At 33.4% G+C, this 22,676-nt stretch carries 23 protein-coding genes; 11 read left to right on the forward strand and 12 right to left on the reverse strand.

Features of this window, described 5'->3' with window-relative positions; all coding sequences use genetic code 11:
- Positions 1–70 precede the first annotated feature (70 nt).
- The 8 genes from FPB0191_RS01700 to focA form a co-directional block, all read right to left on the reverse strand.
- A complete protein-coding gene (locus tag FPB0191_RS01700; RefSeq protein ID WP_039103538.1) occupies positions 71–1,570 on the reverse strand; it encodes a helix-hairpin-helix domain-containing protein in 1,500 nt (499 codons plus the stop codon).
- 35 nt (positions 1,571–1,605) lie between these two features.
- On the reverse strand, positions 1,606–3,126 hold the full coding sequence (locus tag FPB0191_RS01705; protein WP_052236685.1) for a PP2C family serine/threonine-protein phosphatase: 1,521 nt from the start codon (positions 3,124–3,126) through the stop codon (positions 1,606–1,608).
- Positions 3,126–4,157: a TerY-C metal binding domain-containing protein gene (locus FPB0191_RS01710; RefSeq protein WP_039103539.1), complete on the reverse strand. Its 1,032-nt coding sequence runs from the start codon at positions 4,155–4,157 to the stop codon at positions 3,126–3,128. Before FPB0191_RS01710 ends, FPB0191_RS01705 begins: the two co-directional genes overlap by 1 nt.
- 14 nt (positions 4,158–4,171) lie before the next feature.
- A complete protein-coding gene (locus FPB0191_RS01715) occupies positions 4,172–4,810 on the reverse strand; it encodes a vWA domain-containing protein (RefSeq protein WP_039103541.1) in 639 nt (212 codons plus the stop codon).
- Complete coding sequence (locus FPB0191_RS01720) at positions 4,810–5,460, reverse strand: TerD family protein (protein WP_039103543.1); 651 nt, start codon at positions 5,458–5,460, stop codon at positions 4,810–4,812. The genes FPB0191_RS01715 and FPB0191_RS01720 overlap by 1 nt, the downstream gene beginning before the upstream one ends.
- 36 nt (positions 5,461–5,496) lie before the next feature.
- Positions 5,497–6,135, reverse strand: a complete 639-nt coding sequence (locus FPB0191_RS01725) for a vWA domain-containing protein (RefSeq protein ID WP_039103545.1) — start codon at positions 6,133–6,135, stop codon at positions 5,497–5,499.
- Positions 6,136–6,607: 472 nt separating this feature from the next.
- Positions 6,608–8,890, reverse strand: a complete 2,283-nt coding sequence (pflB, locus tag FPB0191_RS01730) for a formate C-acetyltransferase (RefSeq protein WP_039103546.1) — start codon at positions 8,888–8,890, stop codon at positions 6,608–6,610.
- Positions 8,891–8,953: 63 nt separating this feature from the next.
- Entirely contained in the window at positions 8,954–9,805 is an 852-nt protein-coding gene (gene focA / locus FPB0191_RS01735) for a formate transporter FocA (RefSeq protein ID WP_039103548.1), read from the reverse strand.
- A 348-nt stretch (positions 9,806–10,153) separates the two neighbouring features.
- Between focA and serS the strand changes: the two genes are divergently transcribed.
- Entirely contained in the window at positions 10,154–11,446 is a 1,293-nt protein-coding gene (gene serS / locus FPB0191_RS01740) for a serine--tRNA ligase (RefSeq protein WP_039103550.1), read from the forward strand.
- Positions 11,447–11,573: 127 nt separating this feature from the next.
- Positions 11,574–12,473, forward strand: a complete 900-nt coding sequence (gene rarD, locus FPB0191_RS01745; protein WP_039103552.1) for an EamA family transporter RarD — start codon at positions 11,574–11,576, stop codon at positions 12,471–12,473.
- Positions 12,474–12,530: 57 nt separating this feature from the next.
- Here rarD and FPB0191_RS01750 read toward each other — a convergent pair whose 3' ends face one another.
- Both FPB0191_RS01750 and aroB read right to left on the reverse strand, forming a co-directional pair.
- Positions 12,531–13,604 (reverse strand): 3-deoxy-7-phosphoheptulonate synthase, encoded by a 1,074-nt coding sequence (locus FPB0191_RS01750; RefSeq protein ID WP_039103554.1) that lies wholly within the window; start codon positions 13,602–13,604, stop codon positions 12,531–12,533.
- 348 nt (positions 13,605–13,952) lie between these two features.
- Positions 13,953–15,035 (reverse strand): 3-dehydroquinate synthase, encoded by a 1,083-nt coding sequence (aroB, locus tag FPB0191_RS01755; protein WP_039103556.1) that lies wholly within the window; start codon positions 15,033–15,035, stop codon positions 13,953–13,955.
- Positions 15,036–15,165: 130 nt separating this feature from the next.
- Between aroB and FPB0191_RS01760 the strand changes: the two genes are divergently transcribed.
- Together FPB0191_RS01760 and glnB are read left to right on the forward strand one after the other, a co-directional pair.
- Complete coding sequence (locus FPB0191_RS01760) at positions 15,166–16,785, forward strand: NAD+ synthase (protein WP_039103559.1); 1,620 nt, start codon at positions 15,166–15,168, stop codon at positions 16,783–16,785.
- A 33-nt stretch (positions 16,786–16,818) separates the two neighbouring features.
- Entirely contained in the window at positions 16,819–17,157 is a 339-nt protein-coding gene (glnB, locus tag FPB0191_RS01765) for a nitrogen regulatory protein P-II (RefSeq protein WP_039103561.1), read from the forward strand.
- Between the two features lie 5 nt (positions 17,158–17,162).
- On the opposite strand, the gene FPB0191_RS01770 is transcribed toward glnB, so the two are convergent.
- Positions 17,163–17,807 carry a hypothetical protein gene (locus FPB0191_RS01770; RefSeq protein WP_146202368.1) on the reverse strand — a complete coding sequence of 215 codons (645 nt, stop codon included), beginning with the start codon at positions 17,805–17,807 and terminating at the stop codon, positions 17,163–17,165.
- A gap of 311 nt (positions 17,808–18,118) precedes the next feature.
- Between FPB0191_RS01770 and FPB0191_RS01775 the strand changes: the two genes are divergently transcribed.
- Positions 18,119–18,751, forward strand: a complete 633-nt coding sequence (locus FPB0191_RS01775; RefSeq protein ID WP_039103565.1) for a TfoX/Sxy family DNA transformation protein — start codon at positions 18,119–18,121, stop codon at positions 18,749–18,751.
- Positions 18,752–18,853: 102 nt separating this feature from the next.
- On the opposite strand, the gene FPB0191_RS01780 is transcribed toward FPB0191_RS01775, so the two are convergent.
- Positions 18,854–19,207, reverse strand: a complete 354-nt coding sequence (locus FPB0191_RS01780; RefSeq protein WP_039103566.1) for a hypothetical protein — start codon at positions 19,205–19,207, stop codon at positions 18,854–18,856.
- Between the two features lie 291 nt (positions 19,208–19,498).
- Here FPB0191_RS01780 and rpsF point away from each other — a divergent pair, with 291 nt between their 5' ends.
- The 6 genes from rpsF (at position 19,499) to dapB (ending at position 22,652) form a co-directional block, all read left to right on the forward strand.
- On the forward strand, positions 19,499–19,903 hold the full coding sequence (rpsF, locus tag FPB0191_RS01785) for a 30S ribosomal protein S6 (protein ID WP_039103568.1): 405 nt from the start codon (positions 19,499–19,501) through the stop codon (positions 19,901–19,903).
- A gap of 3 nt (positions 19,904–19,906) precedes the next feature.
- The gene (gene priB / locus FPB0191_RS01790) at positions 19,907–20,206 is read left to right on the forward strand and encodes a primosomal replication protein N (RefSeq protein WP_039103570.1); all 300 of its coding nucleotides are present in this window, start codon (positions 19,907–19,909) and stop codon (positions 20,204–20,206) included.
- A gap of 18 nt (positions 20,207–20,224) precedes the next feature.
- The gene (gene rpsR / locus FPB0191_RS01795) at positions 20,225–20,452 is read left to right on the forward strand and encodes a 30S ribosomal protein S18 (protein WP_039103572.1); all 228 of its coding nucleotides are present in this window, start codon (positions 20,225–20,227) and stop codon (positions 20,450–20,452) included.
- A 21-nt stretch (positions 20,453–20,473) separates the two neighbouring features.
- Positions 20,474–20,926, forward strand: coding sequence for a 50S ribosomal protein L9 (gene rplI / locus FPB0191_RS01800; RefSeq protein WP_039103574.1), 453 nt, complete (start codon positions 20,474–20,476; stop codon positions 20,924–20,926).
- A gap of 79 nt (positions 20,927–21,005) precedes the next feature.
- A complete protein-coding gene (locus tag FPB0191_RS01805; RefSeq protein ID WP_039103576.1) occupies positions 21,006–21,620 on the forward strand; it encodes a BamJ family beta-barrel-assembly machinery protein in 615 nt (204 codons plus the stop codon).
- 210 nt (positions 21,621–21,830) lie between these two features.
- Positions 21,831–22,652, forward strand: a complete 822-nt coding sequence (gene dapB, locus FPB0191_RS01810; protein ID WP_039103577.1) for a 4-hydroxy-tetrahydrodipicolinate reductase — start codon at positions 21,831–21,833, stop codon at positions 22,650–22,652.
- The last annotated feature ends 24 nt before the right edge of the window (positions 22,653–22,676 follow it).

Here is a 22,676-nt window from a genome sequence, read left to right on the forward strand (position 1 = left end):
CGTTTTAGGATAGACTATTCAAATCATAATTAATAGATATGTTAATTCTTTTTAATAATAAATATAATTATTAATTATCCACCAATTGTACAACAACCAATCGACCCCCATCTTCACGGGACAATAAGATTTGGCGATTATCATTAAGTTCGATTTTATCTCCAATCGCTATTTTTGTTTGGTCGGGTAACGAAACTAAATCTTTGATACCTTCATTCACCAACCACCATTGGTTATTATGAAATATAAAATAGCCGACCCGTTTTTTTAAATGGTCACTTAGTCTTTCATTAGGTGCGATCAATCGATTGATATGCCACGGGTAGAGTGATTGCCCACTCCATACCATAAGCCGATGGTCATCAGGTCGATAACTCCCTGCGATACGAGATGAATAAAGATTTAAAATAGGTAATTTACCTTTGTAAGCTGTGCCACAATAGGGGCAAGAAGGCGCTGTTTTACCCGAAAAAACGTACCATTGTTGTTCACACTGTTTATTTTGACATGGTTGAATTAAATCAATCGTTTTAACTAGTGCGGTTTCCCATTCATCAGCAGTAGGGCGTTTTAATGGCTCGTGTAACCCTTCAATAAACGCACGTTCAAATAATTTAGATAAATAAGGACCCATAACGGTATATGGAATTTTAGTTGGATCTGCCCATGGTAATGCAGCAGGTGAGATTTGATTAGTATTGACTCTGTTACTTTTGTCAGAAGGGTGTTCTATAAATAGCGCTTTTTCCCCCATTGTCATTGACTCATCTCGTATCTCATCATTGATATCATGTACTTTTCCACCTCTTAAAGGATGGCGATAAAGTAAGTACATATATATTAATACAGATAATGCGTGCCGATCGGTTGTTATGCTAGGTAATATACGTTTTGGATCATCTTTATTTAGATGCGCTGTTTTTACAACCTCCGGTGCAATAAAATCTGGAGTACCTACCACATCAGGAGGAAATTTGCCCGGTACAACTAATCCATCAATATCTATAATACAAGCATGACCTAATTCAGGATCAATTAATACATTTTTATAGCTTAAATCGCTGTGACATAAACCTGCTGCATGCAATCTTCTTACCGCACGTGATAATTGTAGACAAATTTTTAGATAGGTTAATAATGTTCCTTTTTCACGAGGATCAAGAAATTTATTACGGTTACTAGCACTGGCAAACCATTTACCTTCTTTTTCTCTCCCTTTAATGTTAAGAAAATCATTATTTTTGGAACCATATTTAAAAAAGAAGTGCTTATGATAGGTTGGTATAACTAAACCTAATTGTCCCATATGTTCAACAATATCTGTCGGCCAACAAAATAATTCATGCCAATAGTCTCCACCTTGTTGGTTGAATATATTTTGGTAATAAGATCCCGTAATCATCTCAATGCGTTCACGAGCTTGTTGATTTTGTGGTTTTTGATAAAAAGCTATAACATAGGATTTATCTGATGAAAAATAAACATTTTTCATCGTTCCTGCACCAATTATTTCGTCAACATAATTAACATGTTTACCGCTTTTAGTTACACAATTAATAATTCTAGCCATATTTTTTATTCTAATATCAATTTAATCTGAAAAATTTACCAAATGATAACTAAAGTTCGGTCATCATGATGGCCTGGAGATGGGAATTTCATCCAATCTAATAACGCTTTTGCAGGATTCATTGGTGTTGCTAAGAGCGGATTAAGTTCGTCGATTAATTGTATCCATTTATCTTTATTATTCAGTTGAAAATCAGTTTCAAATTTAGGATCAGAAATTCCATCGGTCATTAATAGGAAATAATTTATTTCTTGCCATTTTCCTATGCGAATTCGGCTATAAAAATCAGCTTCTCGCAAAATAGAATTATCTAAAAAACGTGTTTGTCCTGCAAATTCACCGTTATCTGCGTTTGCTAATAAACGAATATTATCTTTATAACTAAACGCTGCAATAGCGCCATCACCGACGGAAAATGTGGCAGCAAATAAGTCATTATCGATTTTTAAAGTAACGGCAACTAATAACGTCGTTGAATATGATTTGAGAGGGCGATTAGTTTTATCTGCCTCTACTTCTAGTTGTTTAATTGCGAGTAATACAGCATCACGGAACCAAGTTTTAAATTGAGTACCAACAGTTTGGGTCGAAACATGATCCCATTTTTTTACACAACTTAAAAGATCCTGATTAGCACTATCTAATAGTTGATGTTTAAGATATTGTCCAACCGTATTTACCGCTAATTGTGATCCTTTTCTTGAATTTTTAGCACTACCAGCGCCATCAGCAACAATAGTGATATTCCATCCATTAGATAAACTATCAACAAAAAAATCGTCATCTCTAAAGGAACCCACATGAGCATGTGATCGACCACGGCAACTTGCTGCAGCAATTTTCAGTTGATCTGTTTTGATAAACTGATGGGCTAAACTTGGTTTATAATAAATGTCATTTTCATCAGCAGGAATATCTTTCCATAAACTATTAGGATCCGGATTAATGATAATATCTATTTTAGTTGTTTGCGATACATAATCTGCAACTGTCCAGATGATATCAAGACTAAAAGTACCCGATATTTTAGGCGTACCCTCAATAGTATTAGTTTGTTTATTAAAAGTAAGATTTAAATTTTGTTGATTAAATAAAACATTCTCAATAATAATATCAGCATCAGCGTATGGAGAATCAATTTCAATTTTAGCAGAATAATTATTACCTACTTTCATATTTGGTAAATGAAATCGAGGTGAATAGGATATTAGATTTTTTGTATTAGTGATTGGATTTTCAGACGAATCGCTACTCGTATTTTGCCTTTGCAATTCATCTAATTTTGTTAATTGCACATCTATTTCAGGTTTTAACTCCAACCAATGTGTTATAGGGACAATATAAGGTAGAGCGAGTGTAAAATTAGACGGATTATCATTGTTCTGACTACTACTATCCGATTTTAATTGTTGATATGTAGTAGCGATAGTCTTGATTGCCTGATCAATAACAACAGTAATTGAATTGGTTTTAATTAGTTGTTCTACCTGATCTTGTGAAATATCAGAAATAATGGCAGAGATAACTTTTTGATAAATATTATCAGAACTATTCATTATCCTTTCCCTCTTATTACATCAAAATCCTCATTTGGCATATCCATATTAAATTCTAAATATTGATTACACCAAGGGCATGTTACTAAGCCAGTATGGTCAATGCATAAAAGGTTTCCACATGAACACATTGCAAAAGCAGAAGGATTACTGCAATGTGGACACGTAGGTGTTCCAATAAGTTGATTAGTATTAACTAATATGCTTGTTTTTATTTCATCACTCCAATCGAAATATTCGTTGTCAACAGGATAACACCCAGTTAGCTGGTATTTCTGTTGTTGATCTTTACTAAGATTAATCACATTATCAACTAAATTATATTTGATTAAATAAGGGCGAATCGTATTTGAGCATTTGCCGACAAGTACCACACAATTTTCATCATAAGGTTTATAATTCTTGGCATCAGACAAGTTTAATACATTGTTATAATCATTTAATAATGCAATATCTTTATTTATATTTTGACTATGTGAGGAAACGGAAGCGGTAATCCATTTAATGAAATGTGTAAAGCTCTCTTGATGATTATCATTTAATATTATGACTGTTTCTGTTAGTTGATGTAATACGCTTATGTCACTTGAATTACCTAAGCTTACTGCAATAAAATTAACTTTCTGGGCATATTTTTCTCGCCAAATACGTAATTCTTCGCCAACTCTATCAGTAGGATGACCATCTGTTATTAGATAAACGATTGGTTTCCAATCACCTTTACAGTCTGGAGTAGTTTTATGTAATTTGTTATCAATTTGATACCTTAACTCACGTAAAGCTGCCCCTAATGATGTTCCGCCACCAATTGGTAACATTGGCGGGTAAAATGAAATCAAATCAATTAAAGGAACAATTGTTTTAGCTTTACCTGCAAATGCAATAATAGAAATGTAAACTGTTTCAAGCGCATGTGGATCTTTTCTAAGATCCATAACAATATCTTGTAGTCCTTTCTTTAATTTATCCAGATTCCCCCCAATCATTGATTCGGAGCAGTCTAATAGAAAAAAAACGGGTAATCTTCTCATAAAGTTATACTTTTTTATAAAACTAGTTGTATTTCAGGTGGCGGTGGAGGCAGATCATCTGAACTAATATTAATACCTGAACTGGAACTTCCTGATGCAACACTAACCGAAATCCACTTAAAAAAACCGGCAAAAGCATTCGAATCTAAGGTTTCTAGGGCAACAATTTGTGATGAAAGTAATTTTAAATGTTCTGTATCTGCTTTTTTTCCGATCGCACAACAAACTATCGAAGCAATGGCAATATTCTTAATTGCTTTACAGGCCTCCGTGTAAGCAAACATGTCTGATGGTTTTCCATCTGTCATTAAGAAAACCATAGGGCGCCAGTCACCTTTTTGTTCACTATTTGATTTTTTAACATCACGATTTATGCTGTTTATTAGACATTCTAATGATGCACCTGTAAATGTTGCTCCAGAACTCGGTACGGATAAATCTTGAAATTGAAATTGTTCTAAGGCGGTTAATGGGACGATTTCTCGTGCTTCGTTATCAAAGGTAATGATTGATATATAAACACTTTCGAGAGCATAGGGATCTTGTCTAAGTGCGTTGAGCATTGATTGTATCCCAACATTAACTGCATTAATTGATTCGCCACGCATTGAACCAGAAGTGTCAATTACTAGATATACAGGAAGCCTTCTCATTATGAATACCTTTCTATATATGATACAAATGTATCGGATTCACTTGCATTACCAATTGCTTTAAATTGCCAGCCGTTTGCTTCACGATTTAATTCAGCAAAAATCATTGAACGTTTATTAACAAATTCACTACTAGTTGAAAGGTCAAAGCGTACCATTTCAATATTATTGGCATCTACCGCGCGAATAAATGCATTTTGAACATCACCAAAGTGTTGTTTACGTTGAGCTCCATCATATATTTGTACAATAAAGACAATTTTATAATACTGATTGCTTAATGCATTTAGTTTTAAAATAATCTGTTCATCATCACCTTCGCCTTCGCCGGTCCTATTATCACCAGTAAGCCAAACATTTCCTGTTTTATGAATCATATTGTTGAAAAATATAATATCGCCGTTGTCTAACGTCTGTTTACCATTTTCCACCGTTCCTAAGTTGGTAATTTTGCCATTTTTATCACATAAGAATGCGATAACATCTAAATCATAATCTTCGTTATTACCACTAAATAAATTTTTGAAAAATTCAGAAAAAGATAATCGCTTTTCAGCCACATCCCAACCTAAACCAATAGTCACTTGAGAAAGATCAAATTGACTTTTTGATAGACTAACTCCTTGACCTTTTTTTAAACTAACCGACATAATTCCCTCTCAGCTATAAAATTTATATTTTTTTGATTATAAAACGATGTTGACTTCAGGTGGCGGTGGCGGTAAATCATCTAATCCGATAACTTCTTTTCGATTTGATTCCACTTTTTCACTTCCAGTAGAAATACTTGCAGATACCCATTTAAAGAATGATTTAATTGAATTTGAATCGGCAGTTTCTAGTTGCATGACTATTTCTGTGATATTTTTTAATACAGAACTATCAATTGATTGTCCTACAGCACATGCTATAACCATACCTTTCTTCACTTTTTCGAATTTTTTTATCCCTTTTTCCCAATCGTCAGTAGGCATTCCATCTGTCATTATAAAGACAAGAGGTCGCCAATCTCCTTTTGTTTCATAGGTTGTTTTAACAACCTCTTTCTCAATACAATCTGCGGTAAGACTTAATGCTTGACCTAATGATGTTGTACCTGTAGCTACAAGTTCTGGAATTTTGAAGCTTAATAAATCGGTCAATGGTATAATTTGAGTGGCGGAAGTATTAAATGTAATTACTGAAATAAAAGCTGTTTCAAGGGCGTAGGGATCTTGTCTAAGAGTAGTTAATAGAGTTTGTACACCATTTTTAACCGCTTCTATTGCTTCTCCGTGCATGGACCCAGAAGTGTCTAATACAAGATAAACAGGTAGTCTTCTCATCTATTTTTCCTTTAAAAAAGGGGGAATTATTATTATTTATTTAGTACATATTATTATTTTATTAGAACTTTATATTGCTTTTATTTTATCAATATACTACTAAATCAATCATTTATTATTTACCTACTAAAATGAAATAAGATAATTAACATCATTGCTGACCGTTTAAATATAGTGATTTTATCGTAAATTATTTGTTAAGGATTCAAAATCCTAACATATTTTTTTATTCAAAATCTATTAGATTTTTTCATTTATAGCAAAAAAATTAATTATCAAAAGCCTCTAATAACTTTTGTCGTATCTTTCATGAAGTATTTTCGAATAAAATCAGACTAATATTTTGATAAAATTCAATTAAATTAATAATTAAAAGAATACAATATTAAAAATAAAAAAAACGGCGCAACTTAATGTTACGCCGTTTTAAATTGGTCTAAATTATATCAAAGATATTATTTAAACATGTATCTTACATATTTGTAGTGAAAGTACGTGTAATAACGTCTTTTTGTTGCTCTTTAGTTAAAGAGTTAAAGCGTACTGCATATCCAGAAACACGAATAGTTAACTGTGGATATTTTTCTGGATTTTCCATAGCATCTAATAACGTTTCACGATTTAGTACGTTTACATTTAAATGTTGACCGCCTTCAATAGAAGCTTCATGGTGGAAGTAACCATCCATTAAGCCTGCCAAGTTACGTTTACGAACATTATCATCTTTACCTAATGCATTTGGTACAATAGAGAAGGTATAAGAAATACCATCTTTAGCATAAGCAAATGGTAGTTTAGCAACAGATGTTAATGAAGCTACCGCACCTTTTTGGTCACGACCATGCATTGGGTTAGCACCTGGTCCGAATGGCGCACCAGCACGACGTCCATCTGGAGTATTACCAGTTTTCTTACCATATACTACGTTTGAGGTAATAGTTAAGATAGATTGAGTAGGAATTGCATTACGATAAGTTTTAAGTTTCTGGATTTTCTTCATGAAACGTTCAACTAAGTCAACTGCAATATCATCTACACGTGGATCATTATTACCAAATTGTGGGTATTCACCTTCAATTTCAAAGTCAACGGCTAAACCATCTTCATCACGAATAGTTTTCACTTTCGCATATTTAATTGCTGATAATGAGTCTGCAGCAACAGATAGACCCGCAATACCACAAGCCATAGTACGAATAACGTCACGATCATGTAAAGCCATTAATGACGCTTCATAACTGTATTTGTCATGCATATAGTGAATAGCATTTAATGCTGTTACGTATTGTTTTGCTAACCAATTCATGAAATGATCTAAACGAGCAAATACAGTATCAAAGTCTAGATATTCGTCAGTAATTGGCGCTTCTTTTGGACCAACTTGCATTTTTAGTTTTTCATCAACACCGCCATTGATTGCGTATAGAAGTGTTTTAGCAAGGTTAGCACGTGCACCAAAGAATTGCATTTGTTTACCAACGATCATTGGACTTACACAACATGCAATAGCATAATCATCGCTGTTAAAGTCAGGACGCATTAAATCATCATTTTCATATTGTAAAGATGAAGTATCAATAGATACTTTTGATGCGAATTCTTTAAATCCATTCGGTAATTGTTCAGACCAAAGAATAGTCATGTTTGGTTCTGGTGATGGACCCATGGTATATAGAGTGTTTAAGAAACGGAATGAAGTCTTAGTAACTAATGTACGACCGTCAACACCCATACCAGCGATAGATTCAGTTGCCCAAATTGGGTCACCAGAGAATAACTCATCATATTCTGGGGTACGTAAGAAACGAACCATACGTAATTTCATAACGAAATGGTCAACAATTTCTTGTGCTTCTTTTTCAGTAATTAATCCTGCTTCTAAATCACGTTGGAAGTAAATATCAAAGAAAGTCGAAGTACGACCTAATGACATTGCAGCACCATTTTGAGATTTAACAGCAGCAAGGTAACCAAAGTAAGTCCACTGAACCGCTTCTTGTGCAGTTGTTGCTGGACCAGAAATGTCAAAGCCATATTTAGCTGCCATTTCTTTAATTTGACCAAGAGCGCGATGTTGTTCTGCAATTTCTTCACGACGTTGCATAGTCATTGCTAAATCAACACCATTTTCAAAATCTGCTTGTAATGAGTTAAATTGAGCAAATTTATCTTGCATTAAGAAGTCAATACCGTATAGCGCAACACGACGGTAGTCACCGATAATACGACCACGTCCATAAGCATCAGGAAGACCAGTAATTACACCTGATTTACGGCAACGAAGAATATCTGGTGTATAAATGTCGAAAACACCTTGGTTGTGAGTCTTACGATATTCAGTAAAGATTTTTTTGACTAATGGATCAAGTGTTCTATCGTATGCTTTACAAGAATTCTCAACCATTTTAATACCACCAAACGGAATGATAGCTCGTTTTAATGGTTTTTCAGTTTGTAAACCGACGATTTTTTCTAAATCTTTTTCAATATAACCTGCATCGTGAGCAGTAATTGTTGAAATAACACTTGTATCAAAATCAACAGGGGTATGAGTTGAGTTCTCATATTTAATCCCCTCCATTACTTTATCCCACAATTTAGTGGTAGCTTCAGTTGCACCAGCTAAGAAAGACTCGTCACCCTCATAAGGCATATAGTTTTTTTGAATGAAATCACGAACATTGACATTAGTTTGCCAATCTCCATCTTTAAATCCTTTCCAAGCATTTGCTTGTACTTCGTTTAAGTTACTCATATTTTTTCACCTCAGGTTTTCTAAAAACTTATCTACTCTTATATGTGGGTAGATATTATAAAATCAATGGGACTTACGTAGATAGAGTCCCCAGTAAGATAGCGCTACGGCTAATCCGCCTAAAATATTACCTATTGTAACAGGAATTAAGTTGTTAAAGATAAAATGTTCAATAGTTAGACTACTAAAAGCATCTGAAGATAAATTAAGCGATGCCCAAAATTCAGGTGGCGCAAAATTATGAATCACAATTCCCATAGGAATCATAAACATATTGGCGATACTATGTTCAAAACCACTGGCAACGAACATAGCAACAGGTAAGATCATAATTAGCATTTTATCTAATAATGAACGACCAGCATAACTTAGCCATACAGCAAGGCAAACCATTAAATTCGCTAAAAAGCCTAAACAAACTGCTTCGATAAAAGTGTGATGTAATTTATGATCTGCGGTTTGTAATATATTTAGTCCCCAAGCATTACCAACAGCTGTATATTGACCAGAAAACCAAATAACGGTTACAAAGAACATGGCACCAATGAAATTACCAAAATAGACTAACACCCAGTTGCGGAACATTTTGCACCAGCTTATTTTATGGGTCATTTTTGGTAAAATGGTTAATACAGTTGAAGTAAATAAGTCTGCACCACAACAAACAACAAGCATTAAACCTAATGAGAAGCACATTCCACCTACAAACTTAACAAGTCCATATGGTGCATCACCAGCGCCTGTCGTTACGGTAATATAAAATACAAAAGCTAGAGAAATAAACACACCAGCGGTAATAGCTGAAAAGATAGTGGTTAAGGGGTGTTTACTAACTTTATAGTTTCCTATTTCTTCTGCGAGCGCAGTCATCTGTGCGGGAGATAAGGAATCAACAATTTTATTGTCGCTACTCAAACTAACATCCTCAAAAAAACTATGGTTTTATGAGAGGCATAGTATACTCATAATTTGAAGCAGATCACGTTTTTTTTATGTTAAAAAAGCATAAATTGCTAACTATTTATTTTAAAAAGATATTTATGAAATTGTATTCAATGTTTTTATTAACATACTTATCCATATATTATTGAAATATAAACGTAAAATAAGCGTAATAATTCTATTAATTTAGATTTGGTTTTTCTGTGTGAATTGATTTTGCTCATTCTTAGTAAGATTCTAATCTGTACGATCAATTAAAATAGCGTATAATAGTTCTAATTTTTAATTTTATTTTTTAAATAATAAAAATAGGTCATTTATATGTTAGATCCTAATTTACTTCGTAATGAGTTAGATTTGGTTGCTCAAAAATTAGCACGTCGAGGGTTTAAGCTTGATGTTGCTACGATTCGCGATCTTGAAGAAAAACGTAAAGTTTTACAAGTTGAGACTGAAAATTTACAAGCTGAACGTAATGCTCGCTCTAAATCTATTGGTGCAGCTAAAGCTCGAGGTGAAGATATTACAGCCGTTCGTGAAGAAGTGAATAAATTAGGTGATAAGCTAGATTCTGCTAAAAAAGAGTTAGATAGTTTACTTAGTCAAATTAAAGATATTTATTCAACTATACCTAATATCCCAGATGATAATGTACCTGATGGTAAAGATGAGAACGATAATATTGAGATATCTCGTTGGGGAACGCCAAAGCAGTTTGATTTTCCTGTTCAAGATCATGTAGCTCTAGGTGAGAAATTTGGTGGACTTGATTTTGCTGCAGCTGTTAAATTAACGGGTGCTCGTTTTGTTGTGATGAAAGGACAAATAGCTCGATTACATCGTGCTATTGCACAATTTATGCTTGATCTTCATACTCAACAGCATGGTTATAGCGAAATTTATGTTCCTTATCTTGTTAATCATGCAACACTTTATGGTACTGGACAATTACCAAAATTTGGTAAAGATTTATTTCATACTAAACCTTTAGAAGAAGAATCTGAAAGCAGCAACTATGGTCTAATCCCAACAGCTGAAGTACCCGTAACTAACTTAGTACGTGATGAAATTCTGGATGAAGATCTGTTGCCATTAAAAATGACAGCACATACACCATGTTTTCGTTCTGAAGCAGGATCTTACGGTAAAGATACCCGTGGTTTAATTCGTATGCATCAATTTGATAAAGTTGAATTAGTGCAAATTGTAAAACCAGAAGAATCTATGCAAGCTTTAGAAGAATTGACTTCTCATGCTGAAAAAGTATTACAGTTATTAGAACTTCCATATCGTAAAATTGTATTATGTACCGGTGATATGGGCTTCGGTTCACGCAAAACCTATGATTTAGAAGTATGGGTACCTGCACAAAATACTTATCGAGAAATTTCCTCATGTTCTAATATGTGGGATTTCCAAGCGCGTCGTATGCAAGCACGATATCGTTGTAAGGCAGACAATAAAACCTATTTAGTTCATACGCTAAATGGTTCAGGATTGGCAGTAGGTCGTACCTTAGTTGCTATCATGGAAAATTATCAACAGGCAGATGGACGGATTAAAATACCAAGTGTTCTCATTCCTTATATGAATGGATTAGAATATATCGGGTAAATTTTTTACTGTTGGAAGTAATAGCGCTAATTATTAGATTAGCGCTATTTTTTTGTCTACAAATATATAATATTCAATATATTATATTGAAATGTCACAGAAGATATTATTCACGATTGAGAAATTTATGTATAGAGGAATATTATTATCCTTAATTGCTTCTTGTTTATTTGGATTAGTTTATTATTATCCGGTTCTGCTGCGCCCATTATCAGTAGTTGATATCTTTTGTTGGCGATTAATGATGTCATTTCCGGCTATTTTACTTTTAGTCCTAATAGAACGGCAATGGTCTGCTATTACGGAACTATTACAACGAATTCGACAACAACCTCTTTTTTTATTGGCATTGATTTTCTCCGCAATACTAATTGCAATACAAATGTTAATTTTCGTTTGGGCACCATTAGCTGGGAGAGCACTATCCACGTCATTAGGCTATTTCATGTTACCATTAACGATGGTGGTATGTGGGAGAGTTGTTTATAAAGAAAGATTCAGCTTCTTACAAAAGATAGCTGTAGGGTTAGCATTTTCTGGGGTGATTTTAGAAGTTTATTTAACCGGCGCATTTTCTTGGGAAACGATAGTAATATCATTAGGTTATCCAATTTATTTTGTGTTTCGTCGTAAAATGCGAATAGATGGTATCGCGGGTACATTCTCTGATTTCTTTTTTATTGCTCTAGCCTGTTTAATCTATTTTATGATCCAATATCCGACGAGCAAAATCGTCAGTGATATGGCTCATTTCCCAATTTATATTCCGTTGTTAGGAATCATTACGGCTATAGCTTTTGCAGCTTACTTCTCAGCAAGTCGTATGTTGCCATTGGGAATATTTGGTTTGTTAGGTTATGTTGAACCTATTTTGTTAGCTATTGTATCTATTGTATTTTTACATGAAACGATATCACCTAACCATATTATCTCTTATGGGCTTATTTGGTCGGCTGTATGTATGCTAGTAATAGAAGGACTCACTACAACAATACGAAATATCAAGCGTAAAAGGATAAATGCTTAAACTCTACCTTTCTCTTAATTAGAGAAAGGTAGATATAGGTATGAGTGATTTAATATATCAGTTCTTTTGACGTGCGATTAAAGCTGTAGACAAACTGTTTGCCATTTTATGCATGATATTTTCGGTAGTTGGAAAATCAATACAGGCATCCGTTACCGATACACCATATTTCATGTCTTCTTTAGGTAGATCCGAAGATTGATTCCCTTCAAATAAATGGCTCTCAATCATAACACCTATAATTGAATGATTACCATTTTCTATTTGCTCAATAATAGAATCAACGACGATTGGTTGCCGACGATAATCTTTATTAGAGTTACTATGACTACAATCAATCATTAAGTTTGGTTGTAAACCAGATTTCTTCATTTCATCTTCACATTTTGTAACATTTTCCTTATCATAATTTGGTGTTTTACCACCTCTTAGAATAACATGTCCATGTGGGTTACCTTGTGTTTGAAGAACACTGACTTGCCCAAATTGATTGATACCAACAAAGCGATGTGGCATAGACGCAGATTTCATTGCATTAATGGCTACATCTAAGCTACCGTCAGTTCCATTTTTAAATCCAACAGGCATAGATAATCCTGATGCCATTTCACGGTGCGTTTGCGATTCTGTTGTTCGAGCCCCAATTGCTGACCAACTGATTAAATCAGCAATATATTGCGGTGTATTTGGATCAAGTGCTTCAGTTGCAATTGGAAGTCCAATTTCTGTTATATCAAGTAATAATTGGCGAGCTTTTTTTAGACCATGCTCAATATCGAACGAACTATCCATATGAGGGTCATTGATTAATCCTTTCCAGCCAACAGTTGTTCTTGGTTTCTCAAAATAAACACGCATAACAATATAAAGCTGTTGACTTACTTCATCAGATAATTTTTTCAATTTATGTGCATATTCAATAGCTGCTTGAGTATCATGAATTGAACAAGGTCCAACAACGATCAATAATCGAGGATCTTTGCGTTCTAAAATGTTAACAATATGTTGTCTAGATTCAGCTATTTGATTTTCTAACTGTTTGTTAAGTGGCAACAGTTTTTTTATTTCATCAGGCGTAATCAATGGAACCTCATTTTCAATACGAACATTATTTAATGTATCTTTTAACATATAAATGCCTCTAAAATAGATATTTGTTATTATTTTTTTACATCGAGTAAAAAAATATTTACAACATTACAATCAATATATAACCACAAAAGGCATTCTTAGTAAATATTAATTAGTAAAAAAGATAAAACCATTTTAGTGTATAAATATGTTTACAGTTAGTAGTCAAAATCTTACAAAGAATCTTAGTTATCAAATCAAACGAAAGATTAGCAAATAAAAATAAGGTAATAGGCGTTTAGAAATAAACGGAATCTATTATTTTAAGGGTTCCTTAATAACAATTAATTCCCCCTTAAATTGAATATACTATTTATTGAAGATATATTTTAAGTGCAATTAATGCATTTATTGACATAGTTCAATTGATTGTAGGACAATTTCTTGGTTTACATCATCAATTACTTGAACTTGACCAATTTCAAATGGTAAAACTAAACGTAACTTTCCAGATAATACTTTTTTGTCACGTAACATATGAGTAATATAGGACTCGGTTGACATCATTTCTGGTTTAGTGACAGGTAATTTTGCACGTATTAATAATTGTTTAATTCGATTAATATTACTTTCTTTAAAATGTCCAAGTAGTTTTGCCGATTGGGCTGCCATTAGCATACCCACACTAATAGCTTCACCATGAAGCCAATTTCCGTAACCAAGCTCAGCTTCAATAGCATGTCCATAGGTATGACCCAGATTTAAAATAGCACGAAGATCTTGTTCGGTTTCATCTGCTGCAACTATTTTTGCTTTAAGTTCACAGCAGTGGGCGATACAGTAACTCATAGCATTAGGTTCTAGAGCTAATAGATCTTCAATATGCTGTTCAAGCCAATTGAAAAAATCTTGATCCATAATAATGCCATACTTAATTACTTCAGCTAATCCCGCTGATAACTCTCTTTGCGGAAGAGTTTTAAGGCAATTTATATCAATAACAACTGCTTGTGGTTGATAAAAAGCACCAATCATGTTTTTTCCCAACGGATGATTTATTGCCGTTTTACCACCAACCGAAGAATCAACTTGTGACAAAAGTGTCGTTGGGACTTGAATAAAGCGAATACCACGTTGATAACAAGCAGCAGCAAAACCTACTACATCACCAATTACCCCTCCACCAAGAGCAATAAGGACTGAATTTCGAGTGTGATTTTTAGCTAGCAATGATGTTAAAATAGTATTCCATGTTTCAATCGTTTTATATTTTTCACCATCTGGAACAACGACTGTATCAACTTTAACCCCATTTTCCTCCAGCATTTTTTCAACTGCATTTAAATAAAGTGGTGCAATGGTGTCATTGGTTGCGATTAATACTCTTTCACCTGATTTTAAAGGGAATGATTGAAAATTTGTTAGTATATTTTGTCCAATGTATATTGGATAACTACGTTCACTTAAGGCGACTGTTAGCTTTTTTAACATGGTATGTCCTGATATTATTTATTCTGTGATCAATAGTTTAGATTTTGACTATGTTAAACATAAAAAACTAGCAGCGCAACTTAGAATCATTTAAACTTATCGCTTATTTTATTTGTATTACGAGTTAATTATGTCATTGTCTTTTGTGTTAGCTCAGCAAAATTTCTGCGTGGGTGATATTGAAGGAAATACGGCGCGCATTATTAAGTTGATCGAACGCCATCATCAACAAGATTTGTTGATTTTTTCAGAACTTGCTGTATGTGGTTATCCACCTGAAGATTTAATTTTTCGAGATGATTTCCGACAACGCTGCGATCAGGCTTTAGAACAAATCATATCGTCAACAAAAGATTGTGGTGTAATTATTGGTCATCCAAGTTGGCATAAATCAGCAGACAATAGCTTGCTAATTTATAACTCACTATCTTTGATTTACCAGGGACAAATTTTACATACTTATCATAAGCAATGCTTGCCTAATTATGATGTATTTGATGAAAAACGATATTTTACTGCGGGTAATGAAAGCGCAATCGTAACATTTAAAGGTAAAAAATTAGGTTTATTGATATGTGAAGATCTTTGGCAAGATGCCCCAATTGCGCAATTAAATAATAAAGGTGTCGATCTGATTATTAGCATCAATGCTTCACCATACGATTATCAAAAGAATTTAAATAGACAACGTCTCATTCAAAACCATGCAAAACGTTATCATGTACCGATTATTTATGTTAATCAAATTGGTGGTCAAGATGAGTTAATATTTGATGGTAATTCCTTTGTATGTAATGCTCAGGGAGTAATTTGTTATCAGTTAAAATCATTTATTGAACAAGTTGAGGTAATTGATAGTATATCATTACCTTCAAACAATCTAATTAATGAAAGTAATGATTATTTAGCTGATATTTATCAAGCCTTAGTTTTAGCTACACGCGATTATGTTATTAAAAATGGTTTTAATGGCGTATTATTGGGGTTATCCGGTGGGATTGACTCGGCTTTGACTTTAGCCATAGCTGTTGACGCATTAGGCAAAGACAAAGTGCAAGCAGTAATGATGCCATTTCGCTATACAGCGGATATTAGTATTGCTGATGCACAGGAAGAAGCAGATATTTTAGGGGTGGAATTTAATATCATTTCTATTGAACCAATGTTTGATGCTTTTATGACTCAATTATCCCCATTGTTTATTGATACAGTAAGAGATACCACAGAAGAAAATTTACAAGCTCGTTGTCGAGGCGTCATTTTAATGGCTTTATCGAATAAGCGACGTCAGTTAGTATTAACAACAGGCAATAAAAGTGAAATGTCGGTTGGTTATGCAACATTATATGGTGATATGGCAGGTGGTTTTGATGTGTTAAAAGATGTTCCTAAAACACTTGTTTTTGAACTGGCAAAATACCGCAATACACGATCTTATGTTATACCTGAACGAGTAATTACTCGCCCACCATCTGCAGAGCTAGCACCTGATCAAAAAGATGAAGACAGTTTACCGCCATATGAAATTTTAGATGGAATCTTAAAAGGCTATATTGAGCAAGATCTTTCAGTTTCTGAATTAATCGCTAAAGGATATGATGAAGCAGTGATTAGGCGAGTAATAAAACTAGTTGATATTAATGAATATAAACGTCGTCAGGCTGCAGTTGGTCCTAAAATTACTTCACGGAATTTTGGAAAGGGTCGTCGTTACCCAATTACGTCAGGATTTGGCTTTAAAAATTGGTAATGTGAACATTTAATGACTTAAACGGAACAGATTATGAAAAAAATTGAGGCAATTGTTAAACCTTTTAAATTAGATGATATTCGAGAAGCCTTAGCTGATCAAGGCATCACAGGAATGACGGTCACAGAGGTAAAAGGGTTTGGACGTCAAAAAGGACATACTGAACTTTATCGTGGTGCAGAATACATGGTTGATTTCTTGCCTAAGGTTAAAATTGAAATTGTAGTAACAGATGAGATTGTTGAAATGTGTATTGAGACAATTATGAAAACCGCTCAAACAGGCAAAATTGGCGATGGTAAAATCTTTGTTTATGACGTTAAGCAGGTCATTCGTATTCGTACTGGGGAAATGGACGAGGCAGCCATTTAATTAATTTATTGGTTAACTATATCCGGTCGAATAATAGCTAATACTTCTGGTGGAAAATAGCCTTGTAATGAACAAACTAGATAAGTAGCATCAGGTGTCTTCTCCAACAGAAGTAATTTTTCAGCAGTACCTTGTGCTGGCATTGTCTTAATACCGATATTGGTATTTGGATTATTATGCCAAGTTTCAATGCTATCTTCAGAACGATGAATTTTAAGATTAAAGGTATAAAGTGAGTCTTTTTCTATTTCCGTCCAAGATAAAAAATTGAGTTCTGAACGGATTTCTTCTAATGAATTATCAATTACAAATCCCCAAAAATAATAATCACCCCGTTTTCCAAGATTAAGTGAATTATCATAATAACCATTGATTATTAATGAACCATATCGAATAGGTTGAGCAAACTGGACATAATTTGCATTATGCATTTTTCTATTTTTAACCGGAATATAGGCTAGCTGATCAGAAATTTCTTCAATAGGAACATTAGGAATAAGCTCATTTTTATATTTAGAAATATTTGAAAAAAATAAATCATTACATTCAGTCAATGATTTAACTAATGACTGAACGGCTCCTGAATGTTCATTCGGAAAGGCAAAAACCGAATAAATACATAAGCATAGTAAAATAATTGTTTTCATCATTAAATTTATTCTGAGCTTCTCAATAAACGGTATACTAAATGTATAACCTTGAAATATCAATAATAACAATATTGTAATTTTGCGATTTTTTTATTTATAAAGTATAGATTTTATAAAATAGTTATTGATTATTTTTACTATTAACTGTCGCTATTTTGTATTTCATTTGGAATATTGATCGCAAAAAGCATCAATCATTATAACATTTATTTCTATTCATAATTAACTTACGTTAAATTGATTAAACTTGTTACTTAATTAAGTAATTCAAGGAAGTTTATATTTATTTTTTGTAGTTAATAGGATGTAAGATGATAAACAATGATTATAAAAATATAATAATTCGTATTCTAACTGAAATTCTTCAATATGATGAGGAATTGATAACAACTAAAGCGTTGTTTGGTGGTTCAGGAATCTGTTATAAAGATATTATATTTGGGTGGTTTTATAATGATCAATTTTATCTACGTGGCCATCCAGATTATTTAACAATGATGATAGAGTTAAAGATGGAGCCTTTAATTTTAGAAGTAGGTGTTAGAAATAAGTTATTGCAATATTATCAGGTAACCAAAGAATTATGGCAGAATGAAGCTAAATTAATCAAAATTATTCAAATGGTAGTTGAAATTTCTCAACAAGAAAAAATATCAAAACGTCAAATTCGTGAAGCAAGAATTAAAGATCTACCTAATATGACGCTATCACTAGAACGTATTTTATTTAAAGCGGGTGTAATCAATATTGATCTGTTGCGACAATTAGGGCCTTTTAAGGTGTATTATAAATTACAGCAACAAAATAAACATATTTCTAAGAACATATTATTCTCGTTATATTGTGCTTTAGAAGGCGTACATGTGGCAATTCTTACTGAAGAAAAGAGATGCCAATTAATGGAAGAATACAACTCATTTATTAATAAAAAAAACAATGAATAGGTGGTGTACGAGTGATATTTGATTAATAGTAAAACTATATATGGTTTTAAACAGTCTATCATTAGTATGTAACTAAATGATGGACTGTGTTTTACGCTATGTTTAACGATGTGTTGCTTTTAAAAATAAAAACTTCGTAATTATCCAAATAGGAGCAATAATAATTGCTAAAGCCCAACATAATAATATTGAAATAAACTTAATTAATATTAATAATTTTAAACTTACCCAAAATTCAGTTTTATCACGAACAAGATAATCAATAGCTGCTTCATAAGCGTGGCGTGATAATGGGTACAATAGCGTATTAATACTAAAGTTAATGAGTAAAAATGAATTTAATTTGACGCCAGAAAAAGGTAATGAAACGAATATACAAATAACCATAAATATAATAACGCCGAATAAAAAATGTCTTATATATGTATGATTATCCAATCCGAGAATAGTTTTCATTTTGTCTTTCCTTTCGTAATATGAATTTTAATAAATTGGATATAATTTATAGCGTTAGATTTAATATGACAAAATAACCTCCTTATTTATAGAGTAAATTTAAATTTATTTCAATAAATTTAAATACTTCGCCTAAACTTTACCATATATTCAATATATAGCTACTAGCATTTGTTAGTTGGTTATTATATAATGCGCCGTCGATTTCAACCGTCTAATATTCCTGTTCCTTGCTTTCATCGGGCTACGGTTGACCCGGACAGAAAGCTGATTAATCCGTAGGGAGCGATAATGCGTCATTACGAAATTGTTTTTATGGTTCACCCAGATCAAAGTGAACAAGTTCCAGGTATGATTGAACGTTATACTGGTGCGTTGACTGCTGTAGGTGGTACTATTCATCGTTTAGAAGATTGGGGTCGTCGCCAATTGGCTTATCCTATCGAAAAATTGCATAAAGCACACTATGTTCTTATGAATGTAGAAACAACTCAAGAAGCGGTTGATGAGTTAGAAGATAACTTCCGTTTCAACGATGCAGTGATTCGTAGTTTAATTATGCGAACTAAACACGCTGTGACAGAAGCATCTCCAATGCTTAAGGCAAAAGATGATCGTAAAAATTCACAAGAAGAATTTAGCGAAATCAATATGGATGATGTTGATTCAGATGACGTTGAAGGCACTGAAGAATAGTCAATGTCAAATCGTTTGGAGTTGTCCGGTTTTGTGGTAAAGACGCCCATACGAAAATCAAGTCCGAATGGTATTTTCCATTGTCAATTTTATTTAGAACATGTTTCTGAACAAATTGAAGCAGGATTACCTAGAAAATCATGGTGTATAATCCCTGTGATTGTTACAGGACAAGATGAATTAACTCACAGTATTAAAAAAGGTAGTAAAATAATTGTTAGTGGTTTTATTAGCACACATACTAAGTCTAATAATATTAAGCAACTTGTTTTACATGCCAGCGAAATTAAATTAATTGATTAAATTTAGGAGAACCGCCAAATGGCTCGTTATTTCCGTCGTCGTAAATTCTGCCGTTTCACTGCAGAAGACGTTAAAGAGATTGACTATAAAGATATCTCTTTATTAAAAAGTTATATCACTGAAAGTGGTAAAATTGTACCAAGTCGCATTACTGGTACATGTGCAAAATATCAACGTCAACTAGCTCGTGCTATTAAACGCGCTCGTTATTTGGCTTTATTACCTTATACTGACAATCATCAGTAATTAGCAACAGAGGAAAACAGAATGCAAATTATTCTACTCGATAAAGTTGCTAACTTAGGCAGCTTAGGTGATCAAGTAAATGTTAAATCTGGTTACGCTCGTAACTTTTTGATCCCACAAGGCAAAGCAGTTCCTGCTACAAAGAAAAATGTTGAATATTTCGAAGCAAAACGTGCAGAATTTGAAGCGAAACTTTCTGAAGTATTAAAAGCAGCAGAAGAAAGAGCGGCTCAAGTTAATGCATTAGAAAAAGTAACTATCACGACTAAAGCTGGTGATGAAGGTAAGCTATTTGGTTCTATTGGTACTCGTGACATCGCTGATGCGGTTAAAGCACGTGGTGTTAATGTATCGAAAAGTGAAGTTCGTTTGCCAAATGGTGTTTTACGTACTGTGGGTGAATATGAAGTTTCATTCCAATTACACAGCGAAGTATTTGCTAAAATCATTGTTGATATCGTTGCTGAAGCGTAATAAATACTATTTATTGTGATATATTGAAACCCGCATATCGCGGGTTTTTTTATTATTTTGATATAAATCATAGGAGAAAATGATGCAACTTGATTCAATAGAAGCCAAAGCAAGCTATGCCATAGGGTTACAAATTGGTCAACAATTAAAAGATTCAGGTTTAAAAGATTTAGACATTAATGCAATTAAACAGGGTCTTGAAGATGTTTTGACAGAAAAACAACCTATATTACCTTTAAATGAGTTACATGATGCATTACGCCAAATTCATGAACGAGCCATGGCTGAAAAGAAAAAAGAAGCAGAAAAAGCTGCTCAAGCAGGTATTGATTTTCTGAAAGAGAATTTAACAAAAGATGGCGTAAAATCAACTGAATCTGGTTTACAATATAGTATATTGAAAGAAGGGGATGGTAAAATTCCAGCAGCAACGGATACGGTCCGCGTTCATTATACTGGCAAATTGATTGATGGAACTGTATTTGATAGTTCTGTTGAACGAGGTCAACCAGCAGAATTCCCAGTTAATGGTGTAATTCGTGGTTGGGTAGAAGCCCTTCAGTTAATGCCTGTAGGTTCTAAATGGCGATTATATATCCCTCAAGAACTTGCTTATGGTTCTCAAGGTGCTGGTGCATCGATTCCTCCTTTTAGCACTTTAATTTTTGATGTTGAACTACTAGCTATCAACTAATCTGTTAGATTATCGTATGGTTTTATCATACGGTAATCTTGATCTTAAAATTATCAGTTTTATAAATCAAAGCTAATGTGTCCTTGAACAATCACACAATAAAAGGCCTATTGAGTAGATAATTATTAATACTCATAAACTAAGCTCAACTTATTAGTTTCATTTCGTTATAATACTGCTAACTTTCATTGAATAAAAAGAGAACTTATTATGAGTCAAAAGGAAATTCGCATTGCTGTAGCAGGTGCTGGCGGAAGAATGGGTCGTCAGTTAATCCAATCAATTTCACAAATTGATGGTGCTATTTTAGGCGCTGCATTTGAAAGAGAAGGATCATCTTTGTTAGGGACGGATGCAGGTGAGCTAGCCGGAATCAGTCATTTAAATATTAAAGTAACAGATAACCTCATCAATGAAAAAGATAAATTTGATGTTTTTATTGATTTTACCCGTCCTGAAGGGACACTTGAATATCTTGATTTTTGTGTGGCTCATCAGAAAATGATGATAATAGGTACCACAGGTTTTAATGATGTAGGTAAGCAAGCTATTGAAGAAGCAGCAAAACAGATAGCTATCGTATTTGCAGCTAATTTTAGTGTTGGAGTTAATGTTGTACTTAAACTACTCGAAAAAGCAGCCAAAGTTATGGGTGAATATACCGATATCGAAATAGTTGAGGCACATCATCGACATAAAGTTGATGCTCCGTCGGGCACTGCATTGGCAATGGGTAATGCTATTGCTGATACTTTAAATATTGATCTAAATACACATGCTATATATTGCCGTGAAGGTCATACCGGAGAGCGTCCTAAAGGTTCGATAGGATTTGCAACTATTCGAGCCGGTGATATAGTTGGCGAACATACGGCAATGTTTGTTGATATTGGTGAGCGTGTAGAAATTACACATAAAGCTACTAGTCGTATGACATTTGCCAACGGCGCAGTCCGTGCTGCTATTTGGTTATCTAACCAACCAAAAGGTTTATATGATATGCGAGATGTATTAGGTTTGAATGAGTTATAATTGATAAAAGTGTTGTGGTAAATG

Source organism: Frischella perrara, assembly GCF_000807275.1.
GTDB lineage: Bacteria > Pseudomonadota > Gammaproteobacteria > Enterobacterales > Orbaceae > Frischella > Frischella perrara.